At 67.9% G+C, this 23,653-nt stretch carries 21 protein-coding genes; 7 read left to right on the forward strand and 14 right to left on the reverse strand.

What is annotated here, in order from left to right; all coding sequences use genetic code 11:
- Nucleotides 1-180: 180 nt before the first annotated feature.
- Nucleotides 181-945 carry an AraC family transcriptional regulator gene (locus JANGC3_RS0115310; protein WP_017877367.1) on the forward strand — a complete coding sequence of 255 codons (765 nt, stop codon included), beginning with the start codon at nt 181-183 and terminating at the stop codon, nt 943-945.
- Nucleotides 946-957: 12 nt separating this feature from the next.
- On the opposite strand, the gene hemB is transcribed toward JANGC3_RS0115310, so the two are convergent.
- From hemB to JANGC3_RS0115335, 5 genes are all read right to left on the reverse strand, one after another.
- Nucleotides 958-1,950, reverse strand: coding sequence for a porphobilinogen synthase (hemB, locus tag JANGC3_RS0115315; RefSeq protein ID WP_026133023.1), 993 nt, complete (start codon nt 1,948-1,950; stop codon nt 958-960).
- A gap of 64 nt (nt 1,951-2,014) precedes the next feature.
- Nucleotides 2,015-2,680, reverse strand: a complete 666-nt coding sequence (locus JANGC3_RS0115320; RefSeq protein WP_017877369.1) for an alpha/beta hydrolase — start codon at nt 2,678-2,680, stop codon at nt 2,015-2,017.
- Complete coding sequence (locus JANGC3_RS0115325) at nt 2,680-3,510, reverse strand: 3-keto-5-aminohexanoate cleavage protein (protein WP_017877370.1); 831 nt, start codon at nt 3,508-3,510, stop codon at nt 2,680-2,682. The genes JANGC3_RS0115320 and JANGC3_RS0115325 overlap by 1 nt, the downstream gene beginning before the upstream one ends.
- A 70-nt stretch (nt 3,511-3,580) precedes the next feature.
- The gene (locus JANGC3_RS29405) at nt 3,581-4,501 is read right to left on the reverse strand and encodes a DMT family transporter (protein ID WP_035787744.1); all 921 of its coding nucleotides are present in this window, start codon (nt 4,499-4,501) and stop codon (nt 3,581-3,583) included.
- Nucleotides 4,502-4,675: 174 nt separating this feature from the next.
- Nucleotides 4,676-5,695 carry a gamma-glutamyl-gamma-aminobutyrate hydrolase gene (locus JANGC3_RS0115335; protein ID WP_017877372.1) on the reverse strand — a complete coding sequence of 340 codons (1,020 nt, stop codon included), beginning with the start codon at nt 5,693-5,695 and terminating at the stop codon, nt 4,676-4,678.
- Nucleotides 5,696-6,046: 351 nt separating this feature from the next.
- Here JANGC3_RS0115335 and JANGC3_RS0115340 point away from each other — a divergent pair, with 351 nt between their 5' ends.
- Genes JANGC3_RS0115340 through JANGC3_RS0115350 form a run of 3 tightly spaced genes read left to right on the forward strand, consistent with a single transcriptional unit; the run spans nt 6,047 to nt 7,849 of the window.
- Nucleotides 6,047-6,274, forward strand: coding sequence for a hypothetical protein (locus JANGC3_RS0115340; protein WP_017877373.1), 228 nt, complete (start codon nt 6,047-6,049; stop codon nt 6,272-6,274).
- Nucleotides 6,271-7,347, forward strand: a complete 1,077-nt coding sequence (gene dapA, locus JANGC3_RS0115345; protein ID WP_017877374.1) for a 4-hydroxy-tetrahydrodipicolinate synthase — start codon at nt 6,271-6,273, stop codon at nt 7,345-7,347. Before JANGC3_RS0115340 ends, dapA begins: the two co-directional genes overlap by 4 nt.
- Complete coding sequence (locus tag JANGC3_RS0115350; protein WP_017877375.1) at nt 7,328-7,849, forward strand: hypothetical protein; 522 nt, start codon at nt 7,328-7,330, stop codon at nt 7,847-7,849. Before dapA ends, JANGC3_RS0115350 begins: the two co-directional genes overlap by 20 nt.
- 171 nt (nt 7,850-8,020) lie before the next feature.
- Here the strand turns inward: JANGC3_RS0115350 and JANGC3_RS0115355 are convergent, their stop codons facing one another.
- From JANGC3_RS0115355 to JANGC3_RS33295, 8 genes are all read right to left on the reverse strand, one after another.
- Nucleotides 8,021-8,767 carry a TorF family putative porin gene (locus JANGC3_RS0115355; protein ID WP_017877376.1) on the reverse strand — a complete coding sequence of 249 codons (747 nt, stop codon included), beginning with the start codon at nt 8,765-8,767 and terminating at the stop codon, nt 8,021-8,023.
- A 146-nt stretch (nt 8,768-8,913) separates the two neighbouring features.
- On the reverse strand, nt 8,914-9,612 hold the full coding sequence (gene kdpE, locus JANGC3_RS0115360) for a two-component system response regulator KdpE (protein ID WP_017877377.1): 699 nt from the start codon (nt 9,610-9,612) through the stop codon (nt 8,914-8,916).
- On the reverse strand, nt 9,609-12,365 hold the full coding sequence (locus tag JANGC3_RS0115365) for a DUF4118 domain-containing protein (RefSeq protein ID WP_017877378.1): 2,757 nt from the start codon (nt 12,363-12,365) through the stop codon (nt 9,609-9,611). Before JANGC3_RS0115365 ends, kdpE begins: the two co-directional genes overlap by 4 nt.
- Nucleotides 12,366-12,436: 71 nt before the next feature.
- Complete coding sequence (gene kdpC, locus JANGC3_RS0115370) at nt 12,437-13,012, reverse strand: potassium-transporting ATPase subunit KdpC (RefSeq protein ID WP_017877379.1); 576 nt, start codon at nt 13,010-13,012, stop codon at nt 12,437-12,439.
- A 10-nt stretch (nt 13,013-13,022) separates the two neighbouring features.
- Nucleotides 13,023-15,089, reverse strand: a complete 2,067-nt coding sequence (kdpB, locus tag JANGC3_RS0115375) for a potassium-transporting ATPase subunit KdpB (protein WP_017877380.1) — start codon at nt 15,087-15,089, stop codon at nt 13,023-13,025.
- Between the two features lie 10 nt (nt 15,090-15,099).
- A complete protein-coding gene (gene kdpA / locus JANGC3_RS0115380) occupies nt 15,100-16,905 on the reverse strand; it encodes a potassium-transporting ATPase subunit KdpA (protein WP_017877381.1) in 1,806 nt (601 codons plus the stop codon).
- Entirely contained in the window at nt 16,905-16,994 is a 90-nt protein-coding gene (gene kdpF, locus JANGC3_RS29410) for a K(+)-transporting ATPase subunit F (protein WP_017877382.1), read from the reverse strand. The genes kdpA and kdpF overlap by 1 nt, the downstream gene beginning before the upstream one ends.
- Nucleotides 16,991-17,326, reverse strand: a complete 336-nt coding sequence (locus JANGC3_RS33295) for a hypothetical protein (RefSeq protein WP_198292030.1) — start codon at nt 17,324-17,326, stop codon at nt 16,991-16,993. Before JANGC3_RS33295 ends, kdpF begins: the two co-directional genes overlap by 4 nt.
- On the opposite strand from JANGC3_RS33295, the gene JANGC3_RS0115395 reads away from it, so the two are divergent.
- The 3 genes from JANGC3_RS0115395 (at nt 17,319) to JANGC3_RS0115405 (ending at nt 22,983) form a co-directional block, all read left to right on the forward strand.
- A complete protein-coding gene (locus tag JANGC3_RS0115395) occupies nt 17,319-19,316 on the forward strand; it encodes a DNA topoisomerase IV subunit B (protein WP_026133024.1) in 1,998 nt (665 codons plus the stop codon). The two genes, JANGC3_RS33295 and JANGC3_RS0115395, sit on opposite strands and share 8 nt — an antisense overlap.
- Before the next feature lie 70 nt (nt 19,317-19,386).
- Nucleotides 19,387-21,717 carry a DNA topoisomerase IV subunit A gene (parC, locus tag JANGC3_RS0115400; protein WP_017877385.1) on the forward strand — a complete coding sequence of 777 codons (2,331 nt, stop codon included), beginning with the start codon at nt 19,387-19,389 and terminating at the stop codon, nt 21,715-21,717.
- A 174-nt stretch (nt 21,718-21,891) separates the two neighbouring features.
- Entirely contained in the window at nt 21,892-22,983 is a 1,092-nt protein-coding gene (locus tag JANGC3_RS0115405; RefSeq protein WP_017877386.1) for a patatin-like phospholipase family protein, read from the forward strand.
- 131 nt (nt 22,984-23,114) lie between these two features.
- Here JANGC3_RS0115405 and JANGC3_RS0115410 read toward each other — a convergent pair whose 3' ends face one another.
- On the reverse strand, nt 23,115-23,612 hold the full coding sequence (locus tag JANGC3_RS0115410) for a hypothetical protein (protein WP_017877387.1): 498 nt from the start codon (nt 23,610-23,612) through the stop codon (nt 23,115-23,117).
- Nucleotides 23,613-23,653: the final 41 nt, after the last annotated feature.

Raw genomic sequence — 23,653 nt, forward strand, 5'->3', positions numbered from 1 at the left:
ATGTATCCACACAGCAATAGTTTTCCAGAGCCGGCTATTGTCCCGGGACAAAGGAAATCGACGCTCCGCAGGCGCGGCGTCCGTTTCCTCGCCGACGGGAGCGGCTTTTCTTGCGTGCTATAATTAATTAAAAAATAAAATGTGTATTTTTGTAATTTTTAGCGAGTAAACATCGGCGAAATGAACGCAGAGCAGTCCGTTTGGGTGGTCAACCGGGAGTATCCGAACGGATACACGGTGGGACCGCATACGCATAGCCAAGGCCAGCTCACCTACGCCATCGCGGGGGTGATGGAGTTGTCCGTGGGCGAACATGTGTGGTTGATTCCGCCGGCGCGCGGCTTGTGGATTCCGTCCGAGATGGAACACCGCATGCGCGCGCGCGGCGCCGTCTCGCTGCGTTCGGTGTACGTGGAAAGCTGCGCCGGCCTGGCGGCCAGCCCGCTGGCGCCGCAGGCGGTGTTGATCTCGCCGCTGCTGCGCGAGCTGATCGTGCGCGCCAACGGCCTGCCCAAACGCTACGCCAAGGACAGCAAGGAGGCGCGCATCATGTCGCTGTTGATGGAGGAAATCACCTGGTCCGACGAGACCGCGCTGCGCCTGCCGACCACCCGCGACCCGCGCCTGCGGCGCATCTGCTCGGCCATCCTCGACAACCCGGCCGACCCGCGCGGCCTGGCCGAATGGGCCGGCATCGTCGGCGCCTCGCAGCGCACGCTGGCGCGGCTGTTCCACGCCCGGCTGGGCGTGTCCTACCTGTACTGGCGCCAGCAGGCGGCGGTGATGGCGGCGCTGCCGCGCCTGTGCGCCGGCGAAGCGGTGACCTTGATCGCCGGCGACCTGGGCTACGAGACGCCCGGCGCGTTCTCGGCCATGTTCCGGCGCATTATGCGGACCTCGCCCAGCCAGTACCGCAACAGCGTGGCGGGCGCCCACGCCGGCTAGCGTATCGGCGGCTCAACTCGCTTCACCGCCGTCGGCCAGCCAGCGCGCCGCGTCCAGCGCGTGGTAGCTGATGATGATGTCGGCGCCGGCCCGCTTCATGCCCAGCAATATTTCCAGCACCAGTTGCCGTTCGTCGATCCAGCCCTTGGCCGCCGCCGCCTTGACCATCGCGTATTCGCCGCTGACGTTGTAGGCGGCGACCGGCAGCAGGCACGCCGCGCGGATCTTGCCGACGATGTCGAGGTAGGCCATGGCCGGCTTGACCATGACGATGTCGGCGCCCTCGGCCACGTCCAGCGCGACCTCGCGCAGCGCCTCGCGCGCGTTGCTGGGCTGCATCTGGTAACTGGCGCGGTCGCCCAGTTGCGGGCGCGAGTCGGCCGCCTCGCGGAATGGCCCGTAGAACGCCGACGCGTATTTCGCCGAGTACGACATGATGCCGACGTCCTGGAAGCCGGCCTGGTCGAGCGCGTGGCGGATGGCGCCGACCTGGCCGTCGACCATGCCGGCCGGCGCCACCATGTCGGCGCCGGCGCGGGCGTGGCTCAAGGCGATGCGGCCCAGCACGTCGAGCGTGGCGTCGTTGTCGATGCTGTCGCCGCGCAGCACGCCGCAGTGGCCGTGCTCGGCGTACTGGCACAGGCAGACGTCGGTCAGCACCAGCATTTCCGGCAGACCCTGCTTGATCAGGCGGATCGCCTGCGGCACCGGGGCGTCGTCGGCCCAGGCGCCGAAGCCGTCCTGGTCCTTCTTGGCGGGAATGCCGAACAACAGCACCGAGCGGATGCCCAGCTTCCAGGCGCGCGCGCACAGCGCCAGCACCAGGTCCGGCGACAGTTGCTCGACGCCCGGCATCGACGCCACCGGCTCGCTGCGCGCGCCGCCGTGGATGACGAATATCGGATACATCAGGTCGCTTGGCAGCAGGCAGGTTTCCCCCACCAACTCGCGGATGACGCGGCCTTTCCTCAAGCGCCGGGGCCGGCTGACTGGTAGCTTTTGCACAATGAAATCCTTTCACAATGGAGCGGGAAGGCCCCGCGGGGCCGGGGCCGGGGCGCGCGGCGGCTTACGCCAAGGCGGCGCTGCGCTCGGCCAGCGCGGCCAGCAATGCGCGCGCCGCTTGCATCTCGTCGTCGTTGGTCTGGTGCGGCATGCCCGGATACACGCGCAAGTCGACCGTGGCGCCGGCGGCGCGAAACAGCGCCGCCGTTTCCTGCACGCGCGGCAGCGGGATCCAGCTGTCGGCGTCGCTGGCGCCCAGCAGCACCGGCATCGTCAAGGCGCGCGCCGGTGGCCGCGGCAATTGCCCGGGCGGGCCGATCAGCCCGCCGGACAGGGCCACCAGCCCGCCCCAGGCGGCCGGGTGGGTGTAGACATAGTGCGCGGCCAGGCAGGCGCCCTGGGAAAAGCCCATGAAGACGATGCGGCTGGCATCGAATCCGCGGCCGAGCAGCAAGCGCACCGCCGCGTCGACGCAATCGATGGCGTAGTCGAGCGAGGGCTGGTTGGCCGCCAGCGGCGCCATGAAACCGTGCGGATACCAGCTGCGCTCCCTGGCCGAGGGCAAAACGCAGAGCGCCCGCGGCGCGTCCAAGGCGTCAAACAGCGCGCGCGCGTCGGCCGGCGACTGGCGCCGCCCGTGCAGCAAGACCACGGCGACGACGGCCTCGTCGATGGCGGCGCCGTGGAACGCCGGTTCCCGCTCCCTGTGCGGATTGAGCATCTGCGTCATCAGTGGCGGGCGGCGATGCCGAGGATGGCGCGCGCCTCGTCCGGCGACGCGACGTCGCGGCCCACCTCGCGCGACAGCGTGACCAGGCGCTCGACCAGCTGCGCATTGTCGCGCGCCAGTTCGCCGTACTGGTAATACACATTGTCTTCCAGGCCGGTGCGCACGTGCCCGCCCAACAACATCGTGTGCAGGTTAATCGACAACTGGCTTTTGCCGATGCCCAGCGCCGACCAGACGCTGTCCTGGGGAATGCTCTCGACGAAATGCAGCAGGTTCTTGCAGGTCGCCGCGGCGCCGCCGGGTATGCCCAAGGCAAAGCTGAAACACAGCACGCCTTGCAGGAAACCCTGCTCGCGCAAGGCCAGCGCCTCGCCGATGATGCCCTGGTGGTACACCTCGATTTCCGCCTTGACCTTGTATTCGGCGATGTCGGTCGCCAACCGCTTGGCCAGCGCCGGCGAATTGATGAAGGGCTTGTTGCCGTGGTTGACCGAGCCGCAATTGAAGGAGGCGATCTCGGGGCGCAGGCACAAATGGTTCCACGCCTCTTTTTCATCCAGATGCGGCGGCAGGTTCAAGCCGGAGGTGCTGAAGTTGATCAGAATGTCGCATTTGTCGCGGATGCGCTCGGCGATTTCATGGTACTTCTCGAACTGGTAGGACGCGTTGCCGTGCTCGTCCCTGGCGTGGATGTGGGCGACGGCGGCGCCGGCGCTCCAGCACTGGTAGACCGACTCGGCGATTTCCTCGGGCGTAAACGGCACGCCCGGGTGTTTCTGGCGGCTGGTGATGCCGCCGTTGACCGCGGCGGTGATGATCAATTTTTTCATAATGGATGGAACGCACTCTCTATTAAGTTACGACAACAAAAAAACGCCAAGGCGGACGCCGGCGCCACGCTCACGCCGCCGCGGCCAGCGCGGCCGGTTTCGGCGCGCCCTTCGCTCCCAGGTAAATACCCAGGCCGATGAGCACCCCGCCGGCCAGTTCGATCGGACTCAACACGTAGCCGAACGCAAAAAAGGAAATAATCGAGGCGAACAGCGGCGACAGGAACAGGTAGCCGCAGGTTTGCACCGCGCCGCCAAGGCGCAGGGCCAGAAACCACAGGGCCATCGCGCCGGTGGTGGCCGGGACCGCCAGCCACAGGAAGGCCAGCCAGATGGGGGCGCTGACCGGCGCGGCGAATTTTTCGCCGGCGGCCGCCGCCAGCGCCGCCAGCACCAGCGCGCCGATCGCCATTTGCCAGAACGACAGCAGGAAAATATCGATGCGCAGGTTGGCGCGCTTGACCAGCAAGGTCGCGACCGACCAGCACAGCGCGCCGCACAGCACCAGCGCGTCGCCCAGGCCGAATGTGCCCGCCGCCACCGCCGCCGGGCCGATGCACAGCACCACGCCGACAAAGGAGATCAGCAAGCCGAGCAGCGCCAGCAGGCGGATTTTCTCCTTGAAGACGATGGCGGAAAGCAGCGCCACGATCAGCGGCGTGCAGGCCATCAGAATCGACGCCTTGGGGGCGGAGGTGGTGCGCAAACCGAGGTTCAGGAATCCGGTCGAGCCGGCCGTCTGCAACAGGCCGACCGCGGCAATCACCCGCCACGGCATGGCCGGCGGGATGATCGGCCGCTTCAGAAATATCCGGTTCAACAACAGGAAGGGGTAAATCGACAAGGCGGCCACCAGGAAGCGCAGGGAGACCGCCCACAGCGGCGTCATCTCTTGCAATACAGCCTTCGTGGCGGGAAAGGTGGAGCCGAACAACAGAGTCGACGCCAGGATGACGTAACCATATCTGGCAGGGTGCGCGTTGCTCGTCATACCGGCTCGTTCCCATCATTCATTGGCCACTTATTGAACTGTGGCAATAGAATAATGATAGGGGAAGAGGCCGCCGGCGACTGCCCGCAAGCGGACAAACACTACGCGGAAATTGCCAAGTTGCGCCCCGCCACCCGGGCGGGGTGGCGGGCGCCGCGGCACATCAGCGGCGCGTCAAAAGCGGGTTTCGCGCGCGGCGCGCAGGAAATTGTCGAGGATGGGCGTGCAGTCGAGCAGTTCGACGCCGCCGGCGGAATGGAATTCCGGATGCCATTGCAGGCCGACGACGAAATGCGCGCGCTGGTAGCGGATCGCCTCGACGATGTTGTCCGGCTGCGAGACCGCCTCGATGGTGATGTCGCGCCCCAACTCCTTGACGGCCTGGTGGTGGATCGAATTGACCAGGGCTTCGCCGGTGTTTTTCGGGAACAGCGAGGCCAGCGTCGAGCCCTTCGGAAAGGCGATCGTGTGGCGGTGGCTGTCGTACAGGCTGTTGACGTGCTCGGCGGCGTCGGGCACGTCGGAGGCGATGTCCTGGTACAGCGTGCCGCCGAAGCCGACGTTGATCAGCTGGCAGCCGCGGCAAATGCCCAGCACCGGCTTGCCGGCGTCGACGAACTCGTGCAGCAGCTCCAGCTCGTACAGGTCGCGCGCGCGGTCGCCGTTCCATTCGGGCCGGGTGGCCGCCTCCGAATAGGTCTGCGGCGAGACGTCGGCGCCGCCCTGCAGCACCAGGCCGTCCAGGTGGCGCGCGTAATGGCGCAGGGTAATGTTACTAGGATGCAGAAGGCCGCCCGTGTTGACCGTCGGAATCATGAACACCAGCACGTCGCGCGACATCACCCACTGCGCGATCGACTCCTCCAGATACTGCAGGTTCTTGCTGCGCAGGCCGGTCGAACCCGGTTCGGGATGGAAAATACGCGCGGAAATGCCGATGCGCAAGGTGCGGCGCATGAAATCGCGCCCGGCCTTGTCGCGCATGGCGCGGTAGCGCGCCATGACCACGCGCCAGCCCAGCGCGAACGGCGTGTCGTTTTCCTTCAGATAACGCGGCGCCGAATCGGCGGAGCGGCGGTCGGGGATGCGTTCCGGGTGCGAGGCGCCCTTGTCGGTGCGGCGCTCGGCGCCGCCCTCGGGCCGCGGCGCGGCCTGGTCGGCGTCGGCCGGATTGGGGGGATCGATATCGGACATGGGCTTGGCACCTGCGGGTAACGATGATGTTTCAATATAAACCTACTGGACAGTCCACACGATTAGATTTTGTAACAAAAACGCGCCGCGGGCGACGCCAACGAACGCCCGCGGCGTCGAGCCGGGGCCGGCGCGCCGGTTTTGCGGGCGCAAGCGGCGGGCGTATCAATGTATACGTGGCGTTTACGCGCCGGCCCCGGTTTTTTAGGGAATCTTTATACGCGGACTGCTAACCTTGAAAGCATCTCAACGACAGGTGCAAACCTCCCCATGGAACCTTCTTCGCGTCGCACATCCGGGCCTATCATCCCACCTTCGCGCCAGCGCCCGCCGCGCCGGCCGACCTTCTTGATGCACGTCACCGTCGATACCGGCCGCCTCACCGAGCTGCGCCGGCTGGTCGCGCACACCTGCGGTGGCATGCTTTCCTTCATGCGCGTCGAGCCGGTCGAGCACGCCGAGCGGATGAAGGTGTGGCTGTGCCTGCCCGAGCCGGCGATCCGCCTGACCATGGACGCGGTGATGCGCCTGCTCCCGGCGGCGGAATTCGGGCGCATCCGCAAGGCGCAGCGATCATGAACCACGCCCACCACGGCGCGCGGCAAGCGCCGGCCATGTTGAACAGCTGCGACAACGCCATGTCGTCCCGCCGCATCACCGCCCACTTCCAGGGCATCTGGGTGCCGATGGTCACGCCCTTGCGCGACGGCGGCGTCGATTACGCCGCCGCGGCGGCCCTGGCGGCGCAACTGGCCTCCAACGGCATCCACGGCCTGGTCGTGTGCGGTAGCACCGGCGAGGCGGCGACGCTGAGCGAGGCCGAACAAGCCGCGCTGCTGCGCACGGTGCTCGACGCCGTCGGCCCGCACTTCCCCGTCGTCATGGGCGTCGCCGGCGGCGACACGCGCGCCGTCGCCGCGCGCGTGCAGCGCTATAACGACCAGCCGCTGGCCGGCCTGCTCATTTCCGCACCCTCCTCCGCGCGCCCGTCGCAGGCCGGCATCCTGCGCCACTTCCAAGCCATTTCGGCGCTCACCGACCATTCGATCATCCTCTACAACATCCCGGCCCGCACCGGCGTCAACATCGCCCCGGCCACCGTGGCGGAGCTCAGCCTGGACACGCGCTTCGTCGCCATCAAGGAAGCCGGCGGTGGCATGCGGCAGATCACCGAACTGCTGGCGACGACCCGGCTGGACGTGCTCAGCGGCGACGACGCGCTGCTGCTGGCGACGCTGTGCGCCGGCGGCCACGGCGCCATCTCGGCCGCCGCGCACATCCGCCCCGACCTGTACGCGCAGTTGTACGAGTTGGTCAAAGGCGGCCACGCGCACGCGGCGCGGGAACTGTTCAAGGCCTTGCTGCCGATGATACGGCTGCTGTTCGCCGAGCCGAACCCCGGCCCGGTCAAGGCCGCGCTGGCGTTGCAGGGCCGGATCGGCGACGAGCTGCGCCTGCCGATGACGCCGATGACGGCCGCCGGCAGGGCGCGCCTGTCGAATGCGCTGGAGGCCTTGATGACGCTGCCGCGGTGGCCGGCGCGCGGCGCCCGCGCCGACCGGCGCGGCGACGGCCCGGCCACGCCGGTGCCAGCGCTATCCGGCGCCGCCGTCGTTCCCTGCGGGCGCCGCGATGATCATCGCCGTCACTGACGCGCACGGCGGCATGGACAAATCCATGCTGGCCGGCCGGTTGGCCGCCGCGCGCGCGCTGGCCGGGCGCAAGGTGCTGCTGCTCGACGCCGATCCGCGCCGCCGCGCGCTGGAATGCTGCGCCGCCCGGCCGAAGCTGGTGGCGCGCGCCATCAGCGCCAAGGGTTTGCGGCCGGAACTGGAACACCTAGTCAACTGCTACCATGACATCGTCATCGACAGCGAGGCCCGCGATTCGCTGGCCAGCCGTTCGGCGCTGATCGCCGCGCGCGCCGTCGTCGTGCCGCTCGATCCGGCCCGCGACGACGCGGCCGGCGAAGACCTGCTGATCCGGCGCATCGGCAGGGCGCGCATGTTCAACCCGGGCTTGCGCGTGCTGCTCGTACTCGCCTGCGCGCAGGCCTCGCCGCAACAATGCGCCCGCGCCGGTGTCGTCGCGGCGCGGATTCCGGCGGCCGTCGTGACCGACGCGGAGCGCTTGTACGCGGCGCTGTTCCAGTAAAGGCAAGACGCGGCTGAAGCCGGTTAGCCGCGCCGCCTGAAAGCCGGGGGGCGGCCCGCGGCGGCGCGTCTCGCTGCGGACAACACGGGCGGATTGCGCCGCTCCGGCCAATCCGCCCTTCTACCAGCGGCCAACTCAACGCCGCCTGGGCCGGCCCCGCGCCGCATTCCCTTAGAAGGTTTTGGCAAGCGTCAGCACCAGCGCCGTCTTGCCGGTGAATTTGCCGTTCACCGGCGAGGCGTAGGCGCCCTTGTCGGCGTTGCTGCCGATGACGGCCAGCGCGCCCGTGAGCACCCCGAAGTCTTTCGTCACGCCAAGCTTCCAATCGCTGTAACTGGCCGCCGGCGCGCGCTTCACGCTCTGGTGGCCGGCGTGCAGGTTGCCGGTCCAGCCATGCGTCAGGTCGATGTTCGCGCCGATGTCGAGGTAGCCGCTGTTGCTGCTGTCGACGGCGCCGAACAGGTTCGTCGCCGCGTGCGAATACTTGACGTAGGCCGGGCCGTAGCCGAGCTGGCCGTAGAGTTCAAGCGTGTCGGCGTTCTTCAGGCCGACCCTGCCCAGGTCGTTGCCGGCGTAGACATAGGCCAGCACCCCGACGTCGTAGGAAAAGTCGCGGGCGATCGCGCCGCGCCTGCCGCCGTACAGGTCGACTTCGACGTCGCCGCCACCGCCCGCGTCCCTGGTCCATTTGATGGTCGAGGCCCAGGCGCCGGCGTAGAAGCCGGTCGGATTGTTGACGTAGTCGGCGCCGCCTTGCAGCGCCGGCTCCAGGCGGGTTTGCGAGATGCCGCGGAAGCGGTAGTCGGAGACGCCGGCGACGTTAAAGCTCAGCTCGTTGTCGGGCTTGGCGTCTTGCGCGCGCAGCGGGCCGGCGGCGCAGGCTGCGGCGATGGCGCCGGCAAGGATCAGTTTTTTCATGGTGTTCTTCTTCGTAGTGGGTGGAATGGGCCTTTGCCGGAATGGCGCAGCTGGCCCGTCGCTGCAAAATTTTGGCCAGCCGCCCCCCTGGCGCGCGCGCGCGCCTTGTCACGTCGAAGGGGGGCTCAGGCCGGGATGGCGTTAGTTCATAGCGGCAGCAACAGGCGATAGCCGACCGCCGTTTCGGTCAACAGGTAGACCGGCTGGGTCGGGTCGTTCTCCAGCTTGTGGCGCAGGTGCCCCATGTAGATGCGCAGGTAGTGGCCGTTCTCGGCGTGCGACGGCCCCCACACTTCGCGCAGCAGTTGCGGATTGCTGACGACGCGCCCGGCGTTCGCCACCAGTACCGACAGCAGCCGGAATTCGGTTGGCGTCAGGTGCACCAGCTGGCCGCCGCGCGTGACCAGGCGCGCCTTCAGGTCGACCTTGACGTCGCCGAACTGCAAGGCGCCGTCGGCGCCGGCGCCCGGCTGGCGCTGCCGGCGCAGCGTCGCGCGCACCCGCGCCAGCAGCTCGCCGACGCCGAACGGCTTGCTCAGGTAGTCGTCGGCGCCGGCGTCCAGCGCGCGTATCTTGTCGCCCTCGCCGACCCGCGCCGACAGCACGATGATCGGCACGCCCGACCATTTGCGCACGTCGGCGATGAAGTCGATGCCGTCGCCGTCGGGCAGGCCGAGGTCGAGCACGATCAACCCGGGGCGCCGGGTGCCGGCGTCGATCAAGCCGCGCTGCATCGTGGCCGACTCGAAAACCTGCCAGCCCTCCTGCTCCAGCGCGGCGCGCACGAAGCGGCGGATTTGCGGTTCGTCTTCGACCAGCAGGGCCGTCGCGGGGGTGTCGCTCATGGTATGTATCCGTTCAAGGTGGCGTCGCCGTCGTCGGGTGCGGGCATCGCCGGCGGCGTGCCCAGCGGCAGCGTGAAGACGAAGGCGGCGCCGTGCCGCGGCGCGCGGCCGGCGCGGATCGTACCGCCGTGCGCTTCGACGATGGCGCGGCAGATCGCCAGCCCCAGACCGACGCCCGGCTTGGCCGACTCGCGTTCGCCGCGGGTGAATTTTTCAAAAATGGCTTCCTCGCGGCCGGCCGGCAGGCCCGGGCCGTCGTCGTAGACCGTCACTTGCAGATACTGCCCGCTGGGTTCCGCCGCCACCGTGATGGCGCTGCCGGCCGGCGTGTACTTGGCGGCGTTCTCCAGCAGGTTGCACAGCACGCGCTCGATCAGCACGGCGTCGTAGCGCACCAGCGGCAGCGCGTCCGCCAGGCGGGTGCGCAGCGTGTGCGAGCGCAGTTGCGCGGCGCTGGCGCGCAGCGCGCTGCCGACCACCTCCTCCAGCGCCTGCCATTGCAGGTTCAGGCGCACGTGGCCGCTTTCAATGCGCGCCATGTCGAGCAGGTTGGCGACCAGGGCGCTCATGCGCAGCGCTTCCTGCTCCAGCGCGCGGGCCATGTCGAGCTGGGCCGGCGCCAGCGGCGGCGCCGACATCGCCAGCGACTCCGACAGGCCGACCAGCGACGTCAACGGCGTGCGCAAATCGTGCGACAGCGCCGCCAGCAGCGCGTTGCGCAGCCGCTCCGACTCCATCTGCACCAGCGCGCCCTGGGCCACGTCGATGTAGTGGACCCGCTCGAGCGCGATGGCGGCCAGCGCGGCGAAGGTGTCGAGGTGCTGGCGCTGCTCCGGCACCAGCAGCCAGCGGCGCTTTTCGGGCAGCAGCGCCAGTAGGCCGCGGGTGCGCATCGGCGCCACCAGCGGCAGGTAGAACACCGTCGACGCCGGCAGCGTGTCGGTGCCGCTGCCGGCCGCCTCGGCGTGGTCGAAGGCCCACTGGGCGATGCCAAGGTCGACCTCGAGCGCGGCGCCGGGCGCGCCGTCGGCGGCCGCCGCCATGTGCAGACGGCCGTCGTCGTCCGGCACCAGCAGCGCGGCGCGGGCCTGGAAGGCGCGCTGGATGTAGTTGCGCGTAACTTCGACGATCTGCTCGGTCTGCAGTACGCCCGACAGGTCGCGGGCGAACTCATACAGCGCGCGGGCGCGCGCCTCGCGGTGCGCCGCCACCCGCGCCTGGAAGCGCAGGTCGGCGGTCAGGTGGCCGGTGATCAGGCCGACGGCCAGCATCACGCCAAAGGTGATCAGGTACTGGATGTCGCCGACGGCGAAGGAAAAGCGCGGCGGCACGAAACCGAAGTCGAAGGCGGCCACGCCGACCAGGCTGGCCAGCGCGGCCGGCCCGCGCCCCAGGCGCACCGCCACCAGCACCACCGTCAGCAGGAACAGCATGGCGATATTGGCCAGCGCCAGTCCCAGATGGTCCAGCAGCGGCAGGCAGAACGCCGCCGTCAGCAGGCTGGCGCCGGCGGCGAGCGCGTAGCGCCGGTGGCGCGCCGGGTGCCGGCCGGCCTGCGCGCCGTCCTCCGCGGCGCCGCGCGCGGCGGCGGCCGGCGCCGGCGTCCCCTGGCCGGCGGCCAGGCCGATTTGGATCAGGTCGGCGTCGGGCGCCAGTTGCGCGATGCGCTTGGCGTGCGCGGCGCGCCACGGCCAAGTGCGGTGGGCGCGTCCGACGATCAGTTTCGAGATATTCCCGGCGCGGGCGTAGTCGACGATGGCGCCGGCGATGTCGTTGCCCGACAGGACGGCCGTGCGCGCCCCCAGGTCTTGCGCCAGTTTCAGCGTCTTCAGGATGCGCTCGCGCTGCGGCGACGGCAGGTGCCGCAACTGCGGCGTTTCAATGTAGACCGCGTGCCATTCGGCGTTGAGCTGGCTGGCCAGGCGCGCCGTGCTGCGCACCACGTGCTCGTTGCCCGGGCGCGGGCCGACGCAGGCCAGCAGCGCGGCGCCGGTCTTCCAGATCGGGTTGATGGATTTCTCGACGCGGTAGGCTTGCACCTCGTCTTGCACGCGGTCGGCGGTGCGCCGCAGCGCCAGCTCGCGCAGCGCGATCAGGTTGCCCTTGCGGAAAAAATTCTGCGACGCCCGCTCGGCCTGCCGCGGCTGGTAGACCTTGCCCAGCTTGAGGCGCTTGAGCAACTCGTCGGCGGGGAGGTCGACCAGCACCACCTCGTCGGCGCGGTCGAACACGGTGTCGGGCAGGGTTTCGGCCACGCGCACGCCGGTGATGCCGCCGACCACGTCGTTCAGGCTCTCCAGGTGCTGCACGTTGACCGTGGTGAAGACGTCGATGCCGGCGTCGAGCAACTCCTCGACGTCTTGCCAGCGCTTCGGGTGGCGCGACCCAGGCGCGTTCGAGTGCGCCAGTTCGTCCATCAATATCAGCGGCGGACGGCGCAGCAACGCCTCGTCCAGGTCGAACTCGGCCAGCGTCTTGCCGCGGTGGGCGAGCGCCTTGCGCGCCAGCAGCGGCAAGCCGTCGGCCAGCGCCAGCGTCTCGGCGCGGCCGTGGGTTTCGACGACGCCGACCAGCAACTGCTGGCCGTCCGCCTGCAATTTGCGGGCGGCCGCCAGCATCGCGTAGGTTTTGCCGACGCCCGCCGAAGCGCCGAAATAAATACGCAACTTGCCGCGCGCGGCCCTTCTTTCCTGTGCCTGGACCTGCGCCAGCAGGGCGTCGGGGTCGGGGCGTTGCTGCTCGTTCGGGAACATGCTTGCCTTGCTCGGAGTCGAATAGGTCGGATTAACGCGGCGCGCGCCGCGCCGCCGGCTTAACCCGCATCTTACTTGCGGGCGGCGTCGAGCGCCATGTTCAGCGCCAGCACGTTGACGCGCGCCTCGCCGAGAAAGCCGAAATATCGCGCCTGTTCATGGCGCGCGACGATCTCGCGCACCCGCTCGGCCGGCATGCCGCGGGCGCGCGCGACGCGGCCGATCTGGTAGCGCGCCGCCGCCACGCTGATCTCCGGGTCCAGGCCGCTGCCCGAGGCCGTCGCCAGGTCGACCGGCACGGCCGCCGTATTGCCGGGGTCGGCCGCCCGCAGGGCGTCGACGCGGCCCTTGACGGCGTCCAGCTGGGCCGGATTGGCCGGCCCCAGGTTCGAGCCGCCCGAGCCGGCGCCGTTGTTGGCCATCGGGCTGGTGGCCGACGGCCGGCCCCAGAAGTAGCGCGGCGACGTGAACGACTGGCCGATCAGGCGCGAGCCGACCGCCTTGCCGCCGGCCAGCACGAGGCTGCCGCCCGCCTCGTCGGGGAAGACGGCCTGGCCGATGCCGGCCACGGCGAAGGGGTAGACGACGCCGCAGACAAGCGTCAGCGAGGCGAACAGCACCAGGGCGGGGCGAATGATGGAACTCATAATAGGTCCTTTATACGAAATTAAAAACGGATAACACCATGTCGATCAGCTTGATGCCGATAAAGGGCAGGACGATGCCGCCCACGCCGTACACCAGCAGGTTGCGGCGCAACAGCATGGCCGCGCCGATGGCCCGGTAGCGCACCCCCTTCAGCGCCAGCGGGATCAGCACCACGATAATGAGCGCGTTGAAAATGACCGCCGACATGATCGCCGACGCCGGGCTGGCCAGGTGCATCACGTCAAGCGCCTTGAGTTGCGGATAGGTGCCGACGAAGGCGGCCGGGATGATGGCGAAATACTTGGCGATGTCGTTGGCGATCGAAAACGTCGTCAGCGAGCCGCGCGTCATCAGCATCTGCTTGCCGATCTCGACGATCTCCAGCAGCTTGGTCGGGTTCGAATCGAGGTCGACCATGTTGCCGGCCTCCTTCGCCGCCTGGGTGCCGGAATTCATCGCCACGGCGACGTCGGCCTGGGCCAGCGCCGGGGCGTCGTTGGTGCCGTCGCCGGTCATCGCCACCAGCCGCCCCTGTGACTGGTAACTGCGGATCAATGCCAGCTTGTCCTCCGGCGTGGCCTCGGCCAGGAAGTCGTCGACGCCGGCCTCGGCGGCGATGGCGGCGGCCGTCAGCTTGTTGTCGCCGGTGATCATCACGGTCTTGATGCCCATCCGCCGCAGCTCGGCGAAACGCTCCTTGATGCCGCCCTTGACGATGTCCTTGAGCTCGACGGCGCCCATCACGCGGCCGTCGTCGACCACCACCAGCGGCGTGCCGCCGCGGCGGGCGATATCCTCGACGGCGCGCGCCACCTCCTCGGGATAGGGCCGGCCCAGCGCCTCGACGTACTTGCGCACCGAGTCGGCGGCGCCCTTGCGCACCGCGCGCCCGGCGACGTCGACGCCGCTCATCCGCGTCTGCGCCGTGAACGGCACGAAGCGCGCGTCCAGCGCCGCCATCTCGCGTTCGCGGATGTTGAAGCGCTGCTTGGCCAGCACCACGATGCTGCGCCCCTCCGGCGTCTCGTCGGCCAGCGAGGCCAGTTGCGCCGCGTCGGCCAGTTGCCGCTCGCTGACGCCGGGCGCGGCGACGAAGGCGGCCGCCTGGCGGTTGCCCAGCGTGATCGTGCCGGTCTTGTCGAGCAGCAGCACGTCGACGTCGCCGGCCGCCTCCACCGCGCGCCCCGAGGTGGCGATGACGTTGGCCTGCATCATGCGGCTCATGCCGGCCACGCCGATGGCCGACAGCAGGCCGCCGATGGTGGTCGGGATCAGGCACACCAGCAGCGCGATCAGCACCGTGATGGTGACCGGCGTGCCGGACTGGGCCGCCGCGACGGCGAATAGCGAGAACGGCAGCAGCGTCACGGTGACGATCAGGAAGACGATCGTCAGCGCCACCAGCAGGATCGTCAGCGCGATCTCGTTGGGCGTCTTCTGCCGCTTGGCGCCTTCGACCATGGCGATCATGCGGTCGATGAAGGCTTCGCCGGGGTTGACGCAAACGCGCACGATCAACCAGTCCGACAGCACGCGGGTGCCGCCGGTGACGGCCGAAAAGTCGCCGCCGGACTCGCGGATGACGGGCGCCGACTCGCCCGTGATGGCGCTTTCGTCGACCGAGGCGACGCCGGCGACGACGTCGCCGTCGGCCGGCACCACGTCGCCGGCCTCGACCAGCACCGTCATGCCCTTGCGCAGATCGGTGGCCGGGGTTGGCAACCAGCTCGCGCCGTGGACCGGCGTGGCCAGCTTCTTCGCCATCACGGTTTGTTTCAGCGCGCGCAGCGAGGCCGCCTGCGCCTTGCTGCGGCCCTCGGCCAGCGCCTCGGCGAAATTGGCGAACAACACCGTGAACCACAACCACACCGTGGTCGCCAGGATGAAGCCGGCGGGCGCCTCGGCGGCGCCGTTCAGGGCCTGGAAGTACAACAGCGTGGTGATGATGCTGCCGACGTAGACGACGAACATCACCGGGCTGCGCCACTGCGTGCGCGGGTGGAGTTTCTTGAACGCGTCCAGGACGGCGGGGCCGATCAGGGCGGCGTCGAACAGCGTCAGGCTTGTGCATGACATGGTGAACCTCTTATTTGGTGAAAAGTTGCAGATGTTCGATGACCGGGCCGAGCGCCAGCGCCGGCACGTAATTGAGCACGCCGACCAGGACCACGATCCCGACCAGCAAGGCGATGAACATCGGACCGTGGGTCGGCATGGTGCCGGCGTTGGCCGCCAGGCGCTGCTTGGCGGCCAACGAACCGGCCACGGCCAGCACCGGCACGATCACGCCGAAGCGGCCGAACCACATCGCCACGGCCAGCATCACGTTATAGAAGGGCGTGTTGGCGGACAGGCCGGCGAAGGCGCTGCCGTTGTTGTTGGCGGCCGAGGTGAAGGCGTACAGCACCTCCGAGAAACCGTGCGCGCCGGGGTTCAGGATGCCGGCCTTGCCGGCATCGAGCATGACGGCGACGGCGGTGCCGCTGAGCACCAGGGCCGGCGTCGCCAGGATGGCCAGCGAGGTCATCTTCATTTCGTAGGCCTGGATCTTCTTGCCCAGGTATTCCGGGGTGCGCCCTATCATCAAGCCGGCGATGAACACCGCCAGGATGGCGAACATCAGCATGCCGTACAGGCCGGTGCCGACGCCGCCGAAAATGACTTCGCCGAACTGCATCAACAGCAGCGGCACGGCGCCGCCCAGCGGCATGAACGAGTCGTGCATCGCGTTGACGGCGCCGCAGGAGGCCGCCGTCGTCACGGCCGCGAACAGCGTCGAGCCGCCGATGCCGAAGCGCGTCTCCTTGCCCTCCATATTGCCGCCGGCCTGCAAGGCGCTGGCGCCCTGGTCGACGCCCAGCGCCTGCAAGGCCGGATGCGCGACCTGCTCGGCGCCCATCAGGGCCAGCGTCAGCGCGGTAAACAGCAAGGTCATCGCGGCCAGCACCGCCCAGCCCTGGCGCATATCGCCGACCATGCGCCCGAAGGTGAAGCACAAGCCGGCCGGGATCAGGAAGATCGCCAGCATCTGCAGGAAATTGCTCAGCGCGCTGGGGTTCTCGAACGGATGGGCCGAGTTGGCGTTGAAGAAGCCGCCGCCGTTGGTGCCGAGCAGCTTGATCGCCTCCTGCGACGCGACCGGGCCCATGGCCAGGGTTTGCGTCGTGGCGAGCCGGGCTTGCAGCACCGGCTGGCCGGCCGCGTCGAGCGCGGGCTGGCCGTCGGCGCCGGTGTGCGGCGCCGCGTACGCGACCGGCTCCAGCAGCGCCACCTCGGTATAGGCGGCGAAGTTCTGGACCACGCCCTGGCCCATCAACGCGACGGCGAAGAGCAGCGACAGCGGCAACAACACATACAGCGTCGAGCGCGTCATATCGACCCAGAAATTGCCGATCGACTTAGAGCTGCGCGACGAAAACCCGCGCAGCAGCGCGAAAATGACGCAGATGCCGGTCGCGGCGGAAAAGAAATTCTGCCCGGCCAGGCCCAGCATTTGCGTCAGGTAACTCATCGTCTGCTCGCCGCCGTAGCCCTGCCAGTTGGTGTTGGCGACGAAACTGACCGCCGTGTTGAACGAGGAATCCGGGCTGACCGCGCCCAGGCCCCGCGGATTCAGCGGCAACACGCCCTGCAGGCGCTGCAGCGCGTAGACGAAGACGGCGCCGAGCGTGTTGAAGACGATCAGCGCGATGGCGTAGCGCTTCCAGCCCATCGCCTTGTCGGCGGGCAGACCGGCCAGGCGGTACAGGCCGTTTTCGCATGTCCGCAGCCAGCCCAGGCCGCGGATCGGGGCGGCGCCGGCGACCCTGGCCATATACAGGCCGAGCGGATAGGCCAGCGCCAGCAACACCAGCAGGAAGGCCAGCAACAACAATATCGATGGCGTCGTCATCACAGCTGCTCCGCCTTCAACAGCGCCACCAGCAAATACACCAACAGGGCGGCCGACACGACCGCGCCGAGCACATAAAACGCGTTCATTGCGGGCCTCCCAATGTGTCGCAAGCGACGGCAAAGCCGCACACGGCGGCGAAAAACGCGGCAATCAAGCCGATAAATACGATATCCATCACCATCCCCAGTAAGGTTTGTTTTGATGCCGTGAAGGTTAGCGGGAAGCGTCTAAAAATTTCGTAAAGACTCCAGGGACGGGTGTAAACAAGATGTAAAAATCGCCGCGTTTCGTGTTTTTCCGGACGGCGGCGGGGTTTCGGCGCTCGCCGTTTGGCGTATTGCGCCCCGATAAGGATAGAATGCGCAGGCGTCCGCATAAACCCAGTACCGCCTTTATCAGCTTGAACACGTATGGCCACTAAAAAACCCGCATCAGACTACAGCGAATCATCGATCCGCGTCCTCAAGGGACTGGAACCCGTCAAGCAACGCCCGGGGATGTATACCCGCACTGAAAATCCGCTGCACATCATCCAGGAAGTGATCGACAACGCGTCCGACGAGGCGCTCGGCGGTCATTGCAATCTGATCTCCGTGACGCAAAACGTCGACGGCAGCGTTACCGTCGAGGACAACGGCCGCGGCATCCCGGTCGGCCTGCACCCCGAGGAAAACGTGCCGACCGTGGAAATCGTCTTCACCCGCCTGCACGCCGGCGGCAAGTTCGACAAGGGCTCCGGCGGCGCCTACGCCTTCTCCGGCGGCCTGCACGGCGTCGGCGTCTCGGTCACCAACGCGCTCTCGTCGCGCCTGGAGATCACCGTCTGGCGCAAGGAGGACAACGGCAACGGCCTGCACCACATGGTGTTCGCCGACGGCGAGGTGATCGAGCCGCTCAACTCCCGCCCGGCGCCGCGCGAGGGCAAGAAGTCCGGCACCCGCGTCACGGCCTGGCCGAATCCGAAGTATTTCGACTCGCCGCAGATTTCCCAGACCGAGCTGCAGCGCCTGTTGCGCTCGAAGGCGGTGCTGCTGCCCGGCGTCACCGTCACGCTGACCAACGCCAAGAGCGGCGACGTGCAGACCTGGTTGTACGCCGAGGGCCTGCGCGGCTACCTGACCGAGTCGCTGGCCCAGGTCTCCAACGGCGAGACCCTGATCCCGCTGTTCGAGGGCGCGCAGTACGCCGGCCCCGACGCCGAGGGTTTCGCCGAGGGCGAGGGCGCGGCCTGGGTGGTGGCCTGGACCGAGGAAGGCGCCATCGTGCGCGAATCCTACGTCAACCTGATCCCCACCTCGAACGGCGGCACCCACGAGTCCGGCCTGCGCGAGGGCCTGTTCGGCGCCGTCAAGAACTTCGTCGAGATGCATTCGCTGCTGCCCAAGGGCGTCAAGCTGCTGCCCGAGGACGTCTTCGCGCGCGCCTCCTTCGTGCTGTCGGCGAAGGTGCTGGACCCGCAGTTCCAGGGCCAGATCAAGGAGCGCCTGAATTCCCGCGACGCGGTGCGCCTGGTGTCGACCTTCACCAAGCCGCCGCTGGAGTTGTGGTTGAACCAGCACGTCGAATACGGCAGGAAGCTGGCCGACCTGGTCATCAAACAGGCGCAGTCGCGCCAGCGCTCGCTGCAAAAGGTCGAGAAGAAGAAATCCTCCGGCGTCGCCGTCCTGCCCGGCAAACTGACCGACTGCGAATCGACCGACATCGGCCGCAACGAGCTGTTCCTGGTCGAGGGCGACTCCGCCGGCGGTTCCGCCAAGATGGGCCGCGACAAGGAATTCCAGGCCATCCTGCCGCTGCGCGGCAAGGTGCTGAACTCGTGGGAGACCGACCGCGACCGCCTGTTCGCCAACAACGAGATCCACGATATGGCGGTGGCCATCGGCGTCGACCCGCACAGCCACGGCGACGCGCCCGACATGTCCGGCCTGCGCTACGGCAAGATCTGCATCCTCTCGGACGCGGACGTGGACGGCTCGCACATCCAGGTGCTGTTGCTGACCTTGTTCTTCAAGCATTTCCCGCAATTGATCGCCAGCGGCCACATCTGCATCGCCCGCCCGCCCCTGTACCGCGTCGACGCGCCGGCGCGCGGCAAGAAGCCGATCCAGAAGATCTACGCGCTCGACGACGGCGAGCTCGTCGCCATCGAGGACAAGCTGCGCAAGGAGGGCGTCAAGCAGGGCGCCTGGGCGATTTCCCGCTTCAAGGGCCTGGGCGAGATGAACGCCGAGCAGTTGTGGGAGACCACGATGAACCCCGACACGCGCCGCCTGCTGCCGGTGGCGCTGGGCGAGATCGACCACTCGGCCTCGTCGGCGCGCTTCAACATGCTGATGGGCAAGGGCGAGGCGGCCGGACGCCGCGCCTGGATCGAGGAACACGGCAACGAGGCCGAAGCGGACATCTGACCGCGCCGACACGGCGGCCCGGCGCCCGGCGCCGCGCCGCCGCACCCCCATTTCAACACCGAACAACACTATGTCCACACAAGCAAACCTATTTGACGCCACCCCGCCCGAGCCGCCGGAGCCACCCGCCGACGGCGAAACGCTGACCCTGTCCACCTTCGCCGAGCGCGCCTACCTCGACTACGCGATCTCGGTGGTCAAGGGGCGCGCCCTGCCCGACGTCTGCGACGGCCAGAAGCCGGTGCAGCGGCGCATCCTGTACGCGATGAACGAACTGGGCTTGAACGCCACCGCCAAGCCGCGCAAGTCGGCCGCCGTGGTCGGCGACGTGCTCGGCAAATTGCACCCGCACGGCGACCAGTCGGTCTACGACGCGCTGGTGCGCATGGCGCAGGACTTCTCGCTGCGCTACCCGCTGATCGACGGCCAGGGCAATTTCGGCTCGCGCGACGGCGACGGCGCCGCGGCGATGCGCTACACCGAGGCGCGCCTGACGCCGATCGCCCGCCTGCTGATGGAAGAGATCAACATGGGCACGGTCGACTTCCAGTCGAACTACGACGGCTCGACCGAGGAGCCGAAGCTGCTGCCGGCGCGCCTGCCGATGGTGCTGCTCAACGGCGCCTCCGGCATCGCCGTCGGCCTGGCCACCGAGATCCCGTCGCACAACCTGGCCGAGGTGGCGCAGGCCGCCGTGGCGCTGATCCGCAACCCGAAAATGACGCACGCCGAGCTGATGGCGATCATCCCCGGCCCGGACTTCCCGGGCGGCGGCCAGATCATCACGCCGCCGGCGCTGATCCAGGACATGTACGCCAACGGCCGCGGCAGCATGAAGGTGCGGGCGCGCTGGAAGATCGAAGAGCTGGCGCGCGGCCAGTGGCAGGCGGTGGTCACCGAACTGCCGCCGGGCACCTCGTCGCAGAAGGTATTGGAAGAGATCGAAGAGCTGACCAATCCGAAAATCAAGCTGGGCAAGAAAACCCTGTCGCCCGAGCAGATCACGCTCAAGGCGCTGGTCCTGAATTCGCTCGACACCATCCGCGACGAGTCCGGCCGCGCCGCGCCGGTGCGCCTGGTGTTCGAGCCGAAGTCGAAGAACCAGGACCAGACCGAGTTCATGTTGATGCTGCTGGCGCACACCTCGCTCGAATCGTCGACCTCGATCAACCTGGTGATGATAGGCGGCGACGGCCGGCCGCGGCAGAAGGGCCTGGGCGACATCCTGCGCGAATGGATCGATTTCCGCTTCACCACCGTGACCCGGCGCAGCACCTTCAAGCTGGGCAAGGTCGACGCCCGCATCCACATCCTCGAGGGTCGCGAGGCGATCCTGCTGAACATCGACAAGGTGATCCAGATCATCCGCCAATCGGACGAACCGAAGGCGGCCCTGATCGAGGCCTTCAAACTGTCGGAGATCCAGGCCGAGGACATCCTGGAAATCCGCCTGCGCCAACTGGCGCGGCTGGAAACCATCAAGATCCAGCAGGAGCTGGCCGAGCTGCGCAAGGAGCGCCAGGCGTTGCAAGACCTGCTCGAGAACCCGGCGTCGATGAAGCGCTGCATCATCAAGGAAATCGAGACCGACGCCAAGCAGTTCGGCGACGCCCGCCGCACGCTGATCGAGGAGGCGCAAAAAGCCGTCGCCGAGCAGAAGGTGGTCGACGAGCCGGTCACCGTGATCGTCTCCGACAAGGGTTGGATCCGCGCCCGCACCGGCGTCGGCCACGACCAGGCGCTGTTCACCTTCAAGGCCGGCGACACACTGCACGGCGCCTTCGAGTGCCGCACCGTCGACACCCTGCTCGGCTTCGGCAACAACGGCAAGATCTATTCGGTGCCGGTGGCGGCCCTGCCCAACGCCCGCGGCGACGGCGTGCCGATCACCACGCTGGTCGACCTGGCCGGCGGCGCGCGCATCCTGCACTACTTCGCCGGCAACGCCGCCACGCTGCTGTTGCTGGCATCGAGCGCCGGCTACGGCTTCCTCGCCAAGGCCGGCGACATGGTCAGCCGCATCAAGGGCGGCAAGGCCTACATCACCCTCGACGAGGGCGACCTGCCGCTGGCGCCGCGGGTGGTCGCCGACGGCGCCAGCGCCGTGGCCTGCGTCTCGGACGGCGCGCGCCTGCTGGTGTTCGGCCTCGACGAGATGAAGACGCTGACCAACGGCGGCCGCGGCGTCACGCTGATGGAGCTCGACGCCAAGGAAAAACTGCTGGCGGCACAGCCGATCAGCCAGAAGGGCGTGCTGGTGTCGGGCATCGGCCGCGCCGCGAAACCGCAGGAGGCGCGCCTGTCGGCCACCGGCCTGGCTGCCCACTTCGGCAAGCGCGCGCGCAAGGGCAAGACGCTGGAGTCGAAGCTGAAACCGGTGTCGCTGACGCCGATCGTCTGACGCGACCTTCAGTTAACCTGCCGCAGGTCGGATGAGCGTAGCGTAATCCGACCATGTTGGCCGAGGCGGGACGCGCAGCTCCACGCCAACGTCGTCGGGTTAGCCACGCCGTGTAACGGAATGCGGGCTAACCCGACCCACGGAAATCCCGGCAACGCTGGATGATCTTGAACCATGAACCAATCCCCCAAATATCAGCGCTGCCTGGTGATGGCCGGCGGCGGCTTCCGCTTCCCCTACTACCTCGGCATGTACGCCGCCGCCGTCGACAGCGGCAATCCACCCGACTTACTGCTGGCCAGCTGCGGCGGCTCGATCGCCGCGGCCGTGATCCAGGCCCTGCCCGACGACGCCCAGCGCAAGGCCTGGGTCAGTTCGCCGGCGATGTACGCCTTCCTGTGCGGCCTGCAGTCGACGCCGAAGGCGGCCATCGGCCGCTCCTTTGTGCGCGCGCTGAAACGCCGCCTGCAAAAAGGCCGCACCAAGCTGGTCCCGGACCTGTTCGACGACTATTTCTTCGAGATTCCGCCCGAGCTGCCGCTGCCGCCGCGGCAGTCGTACGACGCGCCGGCGGTGGCCATCGTCGGCGGCAAGATCCTGTTCGAACCGGAGGACGTCGGCCAGTTGCGCGCCGGGCGCAAGCTGTTCGCCGAGACGGTGTTCGGCGACGCGCGCAGCGCCGCCCTACTCGACGGCATGGTCTCGCCGCTGAGCGCGCCGCAATGGGGCGACAACGCCATTGCGCCGCGCCTGCTCACCGACGTCGGCATGCCGATCGGCGACGCGGTGCGCATTTCGATTTCGGATATGTTTTATTTCCGCTGCCACGCCCACGAGGACCAGCACTACATGGGCGGCGTGATCGACCTGTTCCCGATCGAGGTGGCGCAGCGGATGGCGCACAGCGTGGTGATCGAGATGAAGGCGCCGTTCAGCCAGAACGCGGCCATTCCGGCGCTGCGGGCGGTGCTGGGCATCGACGGCAACCAGCGCCTGCGGCATATCCACGCCCAGCGCGCCGACGTGTGGATCGATTCCTCGGATGTCGAGCAGGTGCTGCGCAGCAGCGGCATGCAGCAAAAGCTGGCGTGGCGCGAAAACCGCATCCGCCTGGTGATGCCGGCCGACTACCGCAGCTTCGTCGTCCAGGTGGAAACGCAGTGGCAGTATGGCTACCAGCGCGCGCGCGAGGCGTTCGCCAAGGCCGCCGCCGGCGAGAAGCCGCAGATGCGCCACGCCACCAAACACAATCGGCCGGCGCCATGAAAAAAGCCGCCCATGACAAAAGAACCAAAGGCGAAAAGCCGGGGTCGGACCGGTCGGGTCCGTCCCCAGATTAACGTTTCTGGTTCTTTTGGCGGGGCGGCTGTCGGGCCGGCCGGTCTACTGACTACTGATTACTTCTTGGCCGCGGCGGCTTTCACGTCGGCGGCGCCCTTGGCTTTGACTTCTTCGGTTTTGGTGGCGGCGATGGCCTTGTCGGCGCTCGCCTCAACTTGTTCCTTGGCCAGTTTTTCGTTGGCTTTCACCGAGCTCTTGATGGCTTTGGCATCGGCGCCGGCAACGGCTTTGTCGGCTTTGGCTTCGGCCTTCATTTTGTCTTCGGCGTCCGCGCCGGCGACTTTATCGGCCGCTTTGGCATGGGCTTTGTGCGCTTTGGCGTGGGCTTTCTGCTTTTTCTTGTCGGCCTTGACGGCCGCTTCGGCGACGTTTTCGTCGGCGTTGGCGTCCACTTTCATTTCTTTCACGACAGCCTTGGAATTGGCTTTTTCAGCTTTGGCTTCGGCCTTCACAACGGCTTCGGTGGCTGGCGCGGCTGGCGCTGGAACAGCGGTCTGGGCGAATGCCGACGTGGCGAAGGTGGCGGCGATCAGGGTGGCGAGTAATTTATTCATGGTGTGTAACCTTTCGAGTTTGGATGGATGTTTATTTAGTT

It is taken from the genome of Janthinobacterium sp. CG3 (assembly GCF_000344615.1).
Lineage (GTDB): Bacteria > Pseudomonadota > Gammaproteobacteria > Burkholderiales > Burkholderiaceae_D > Janthinobacterium.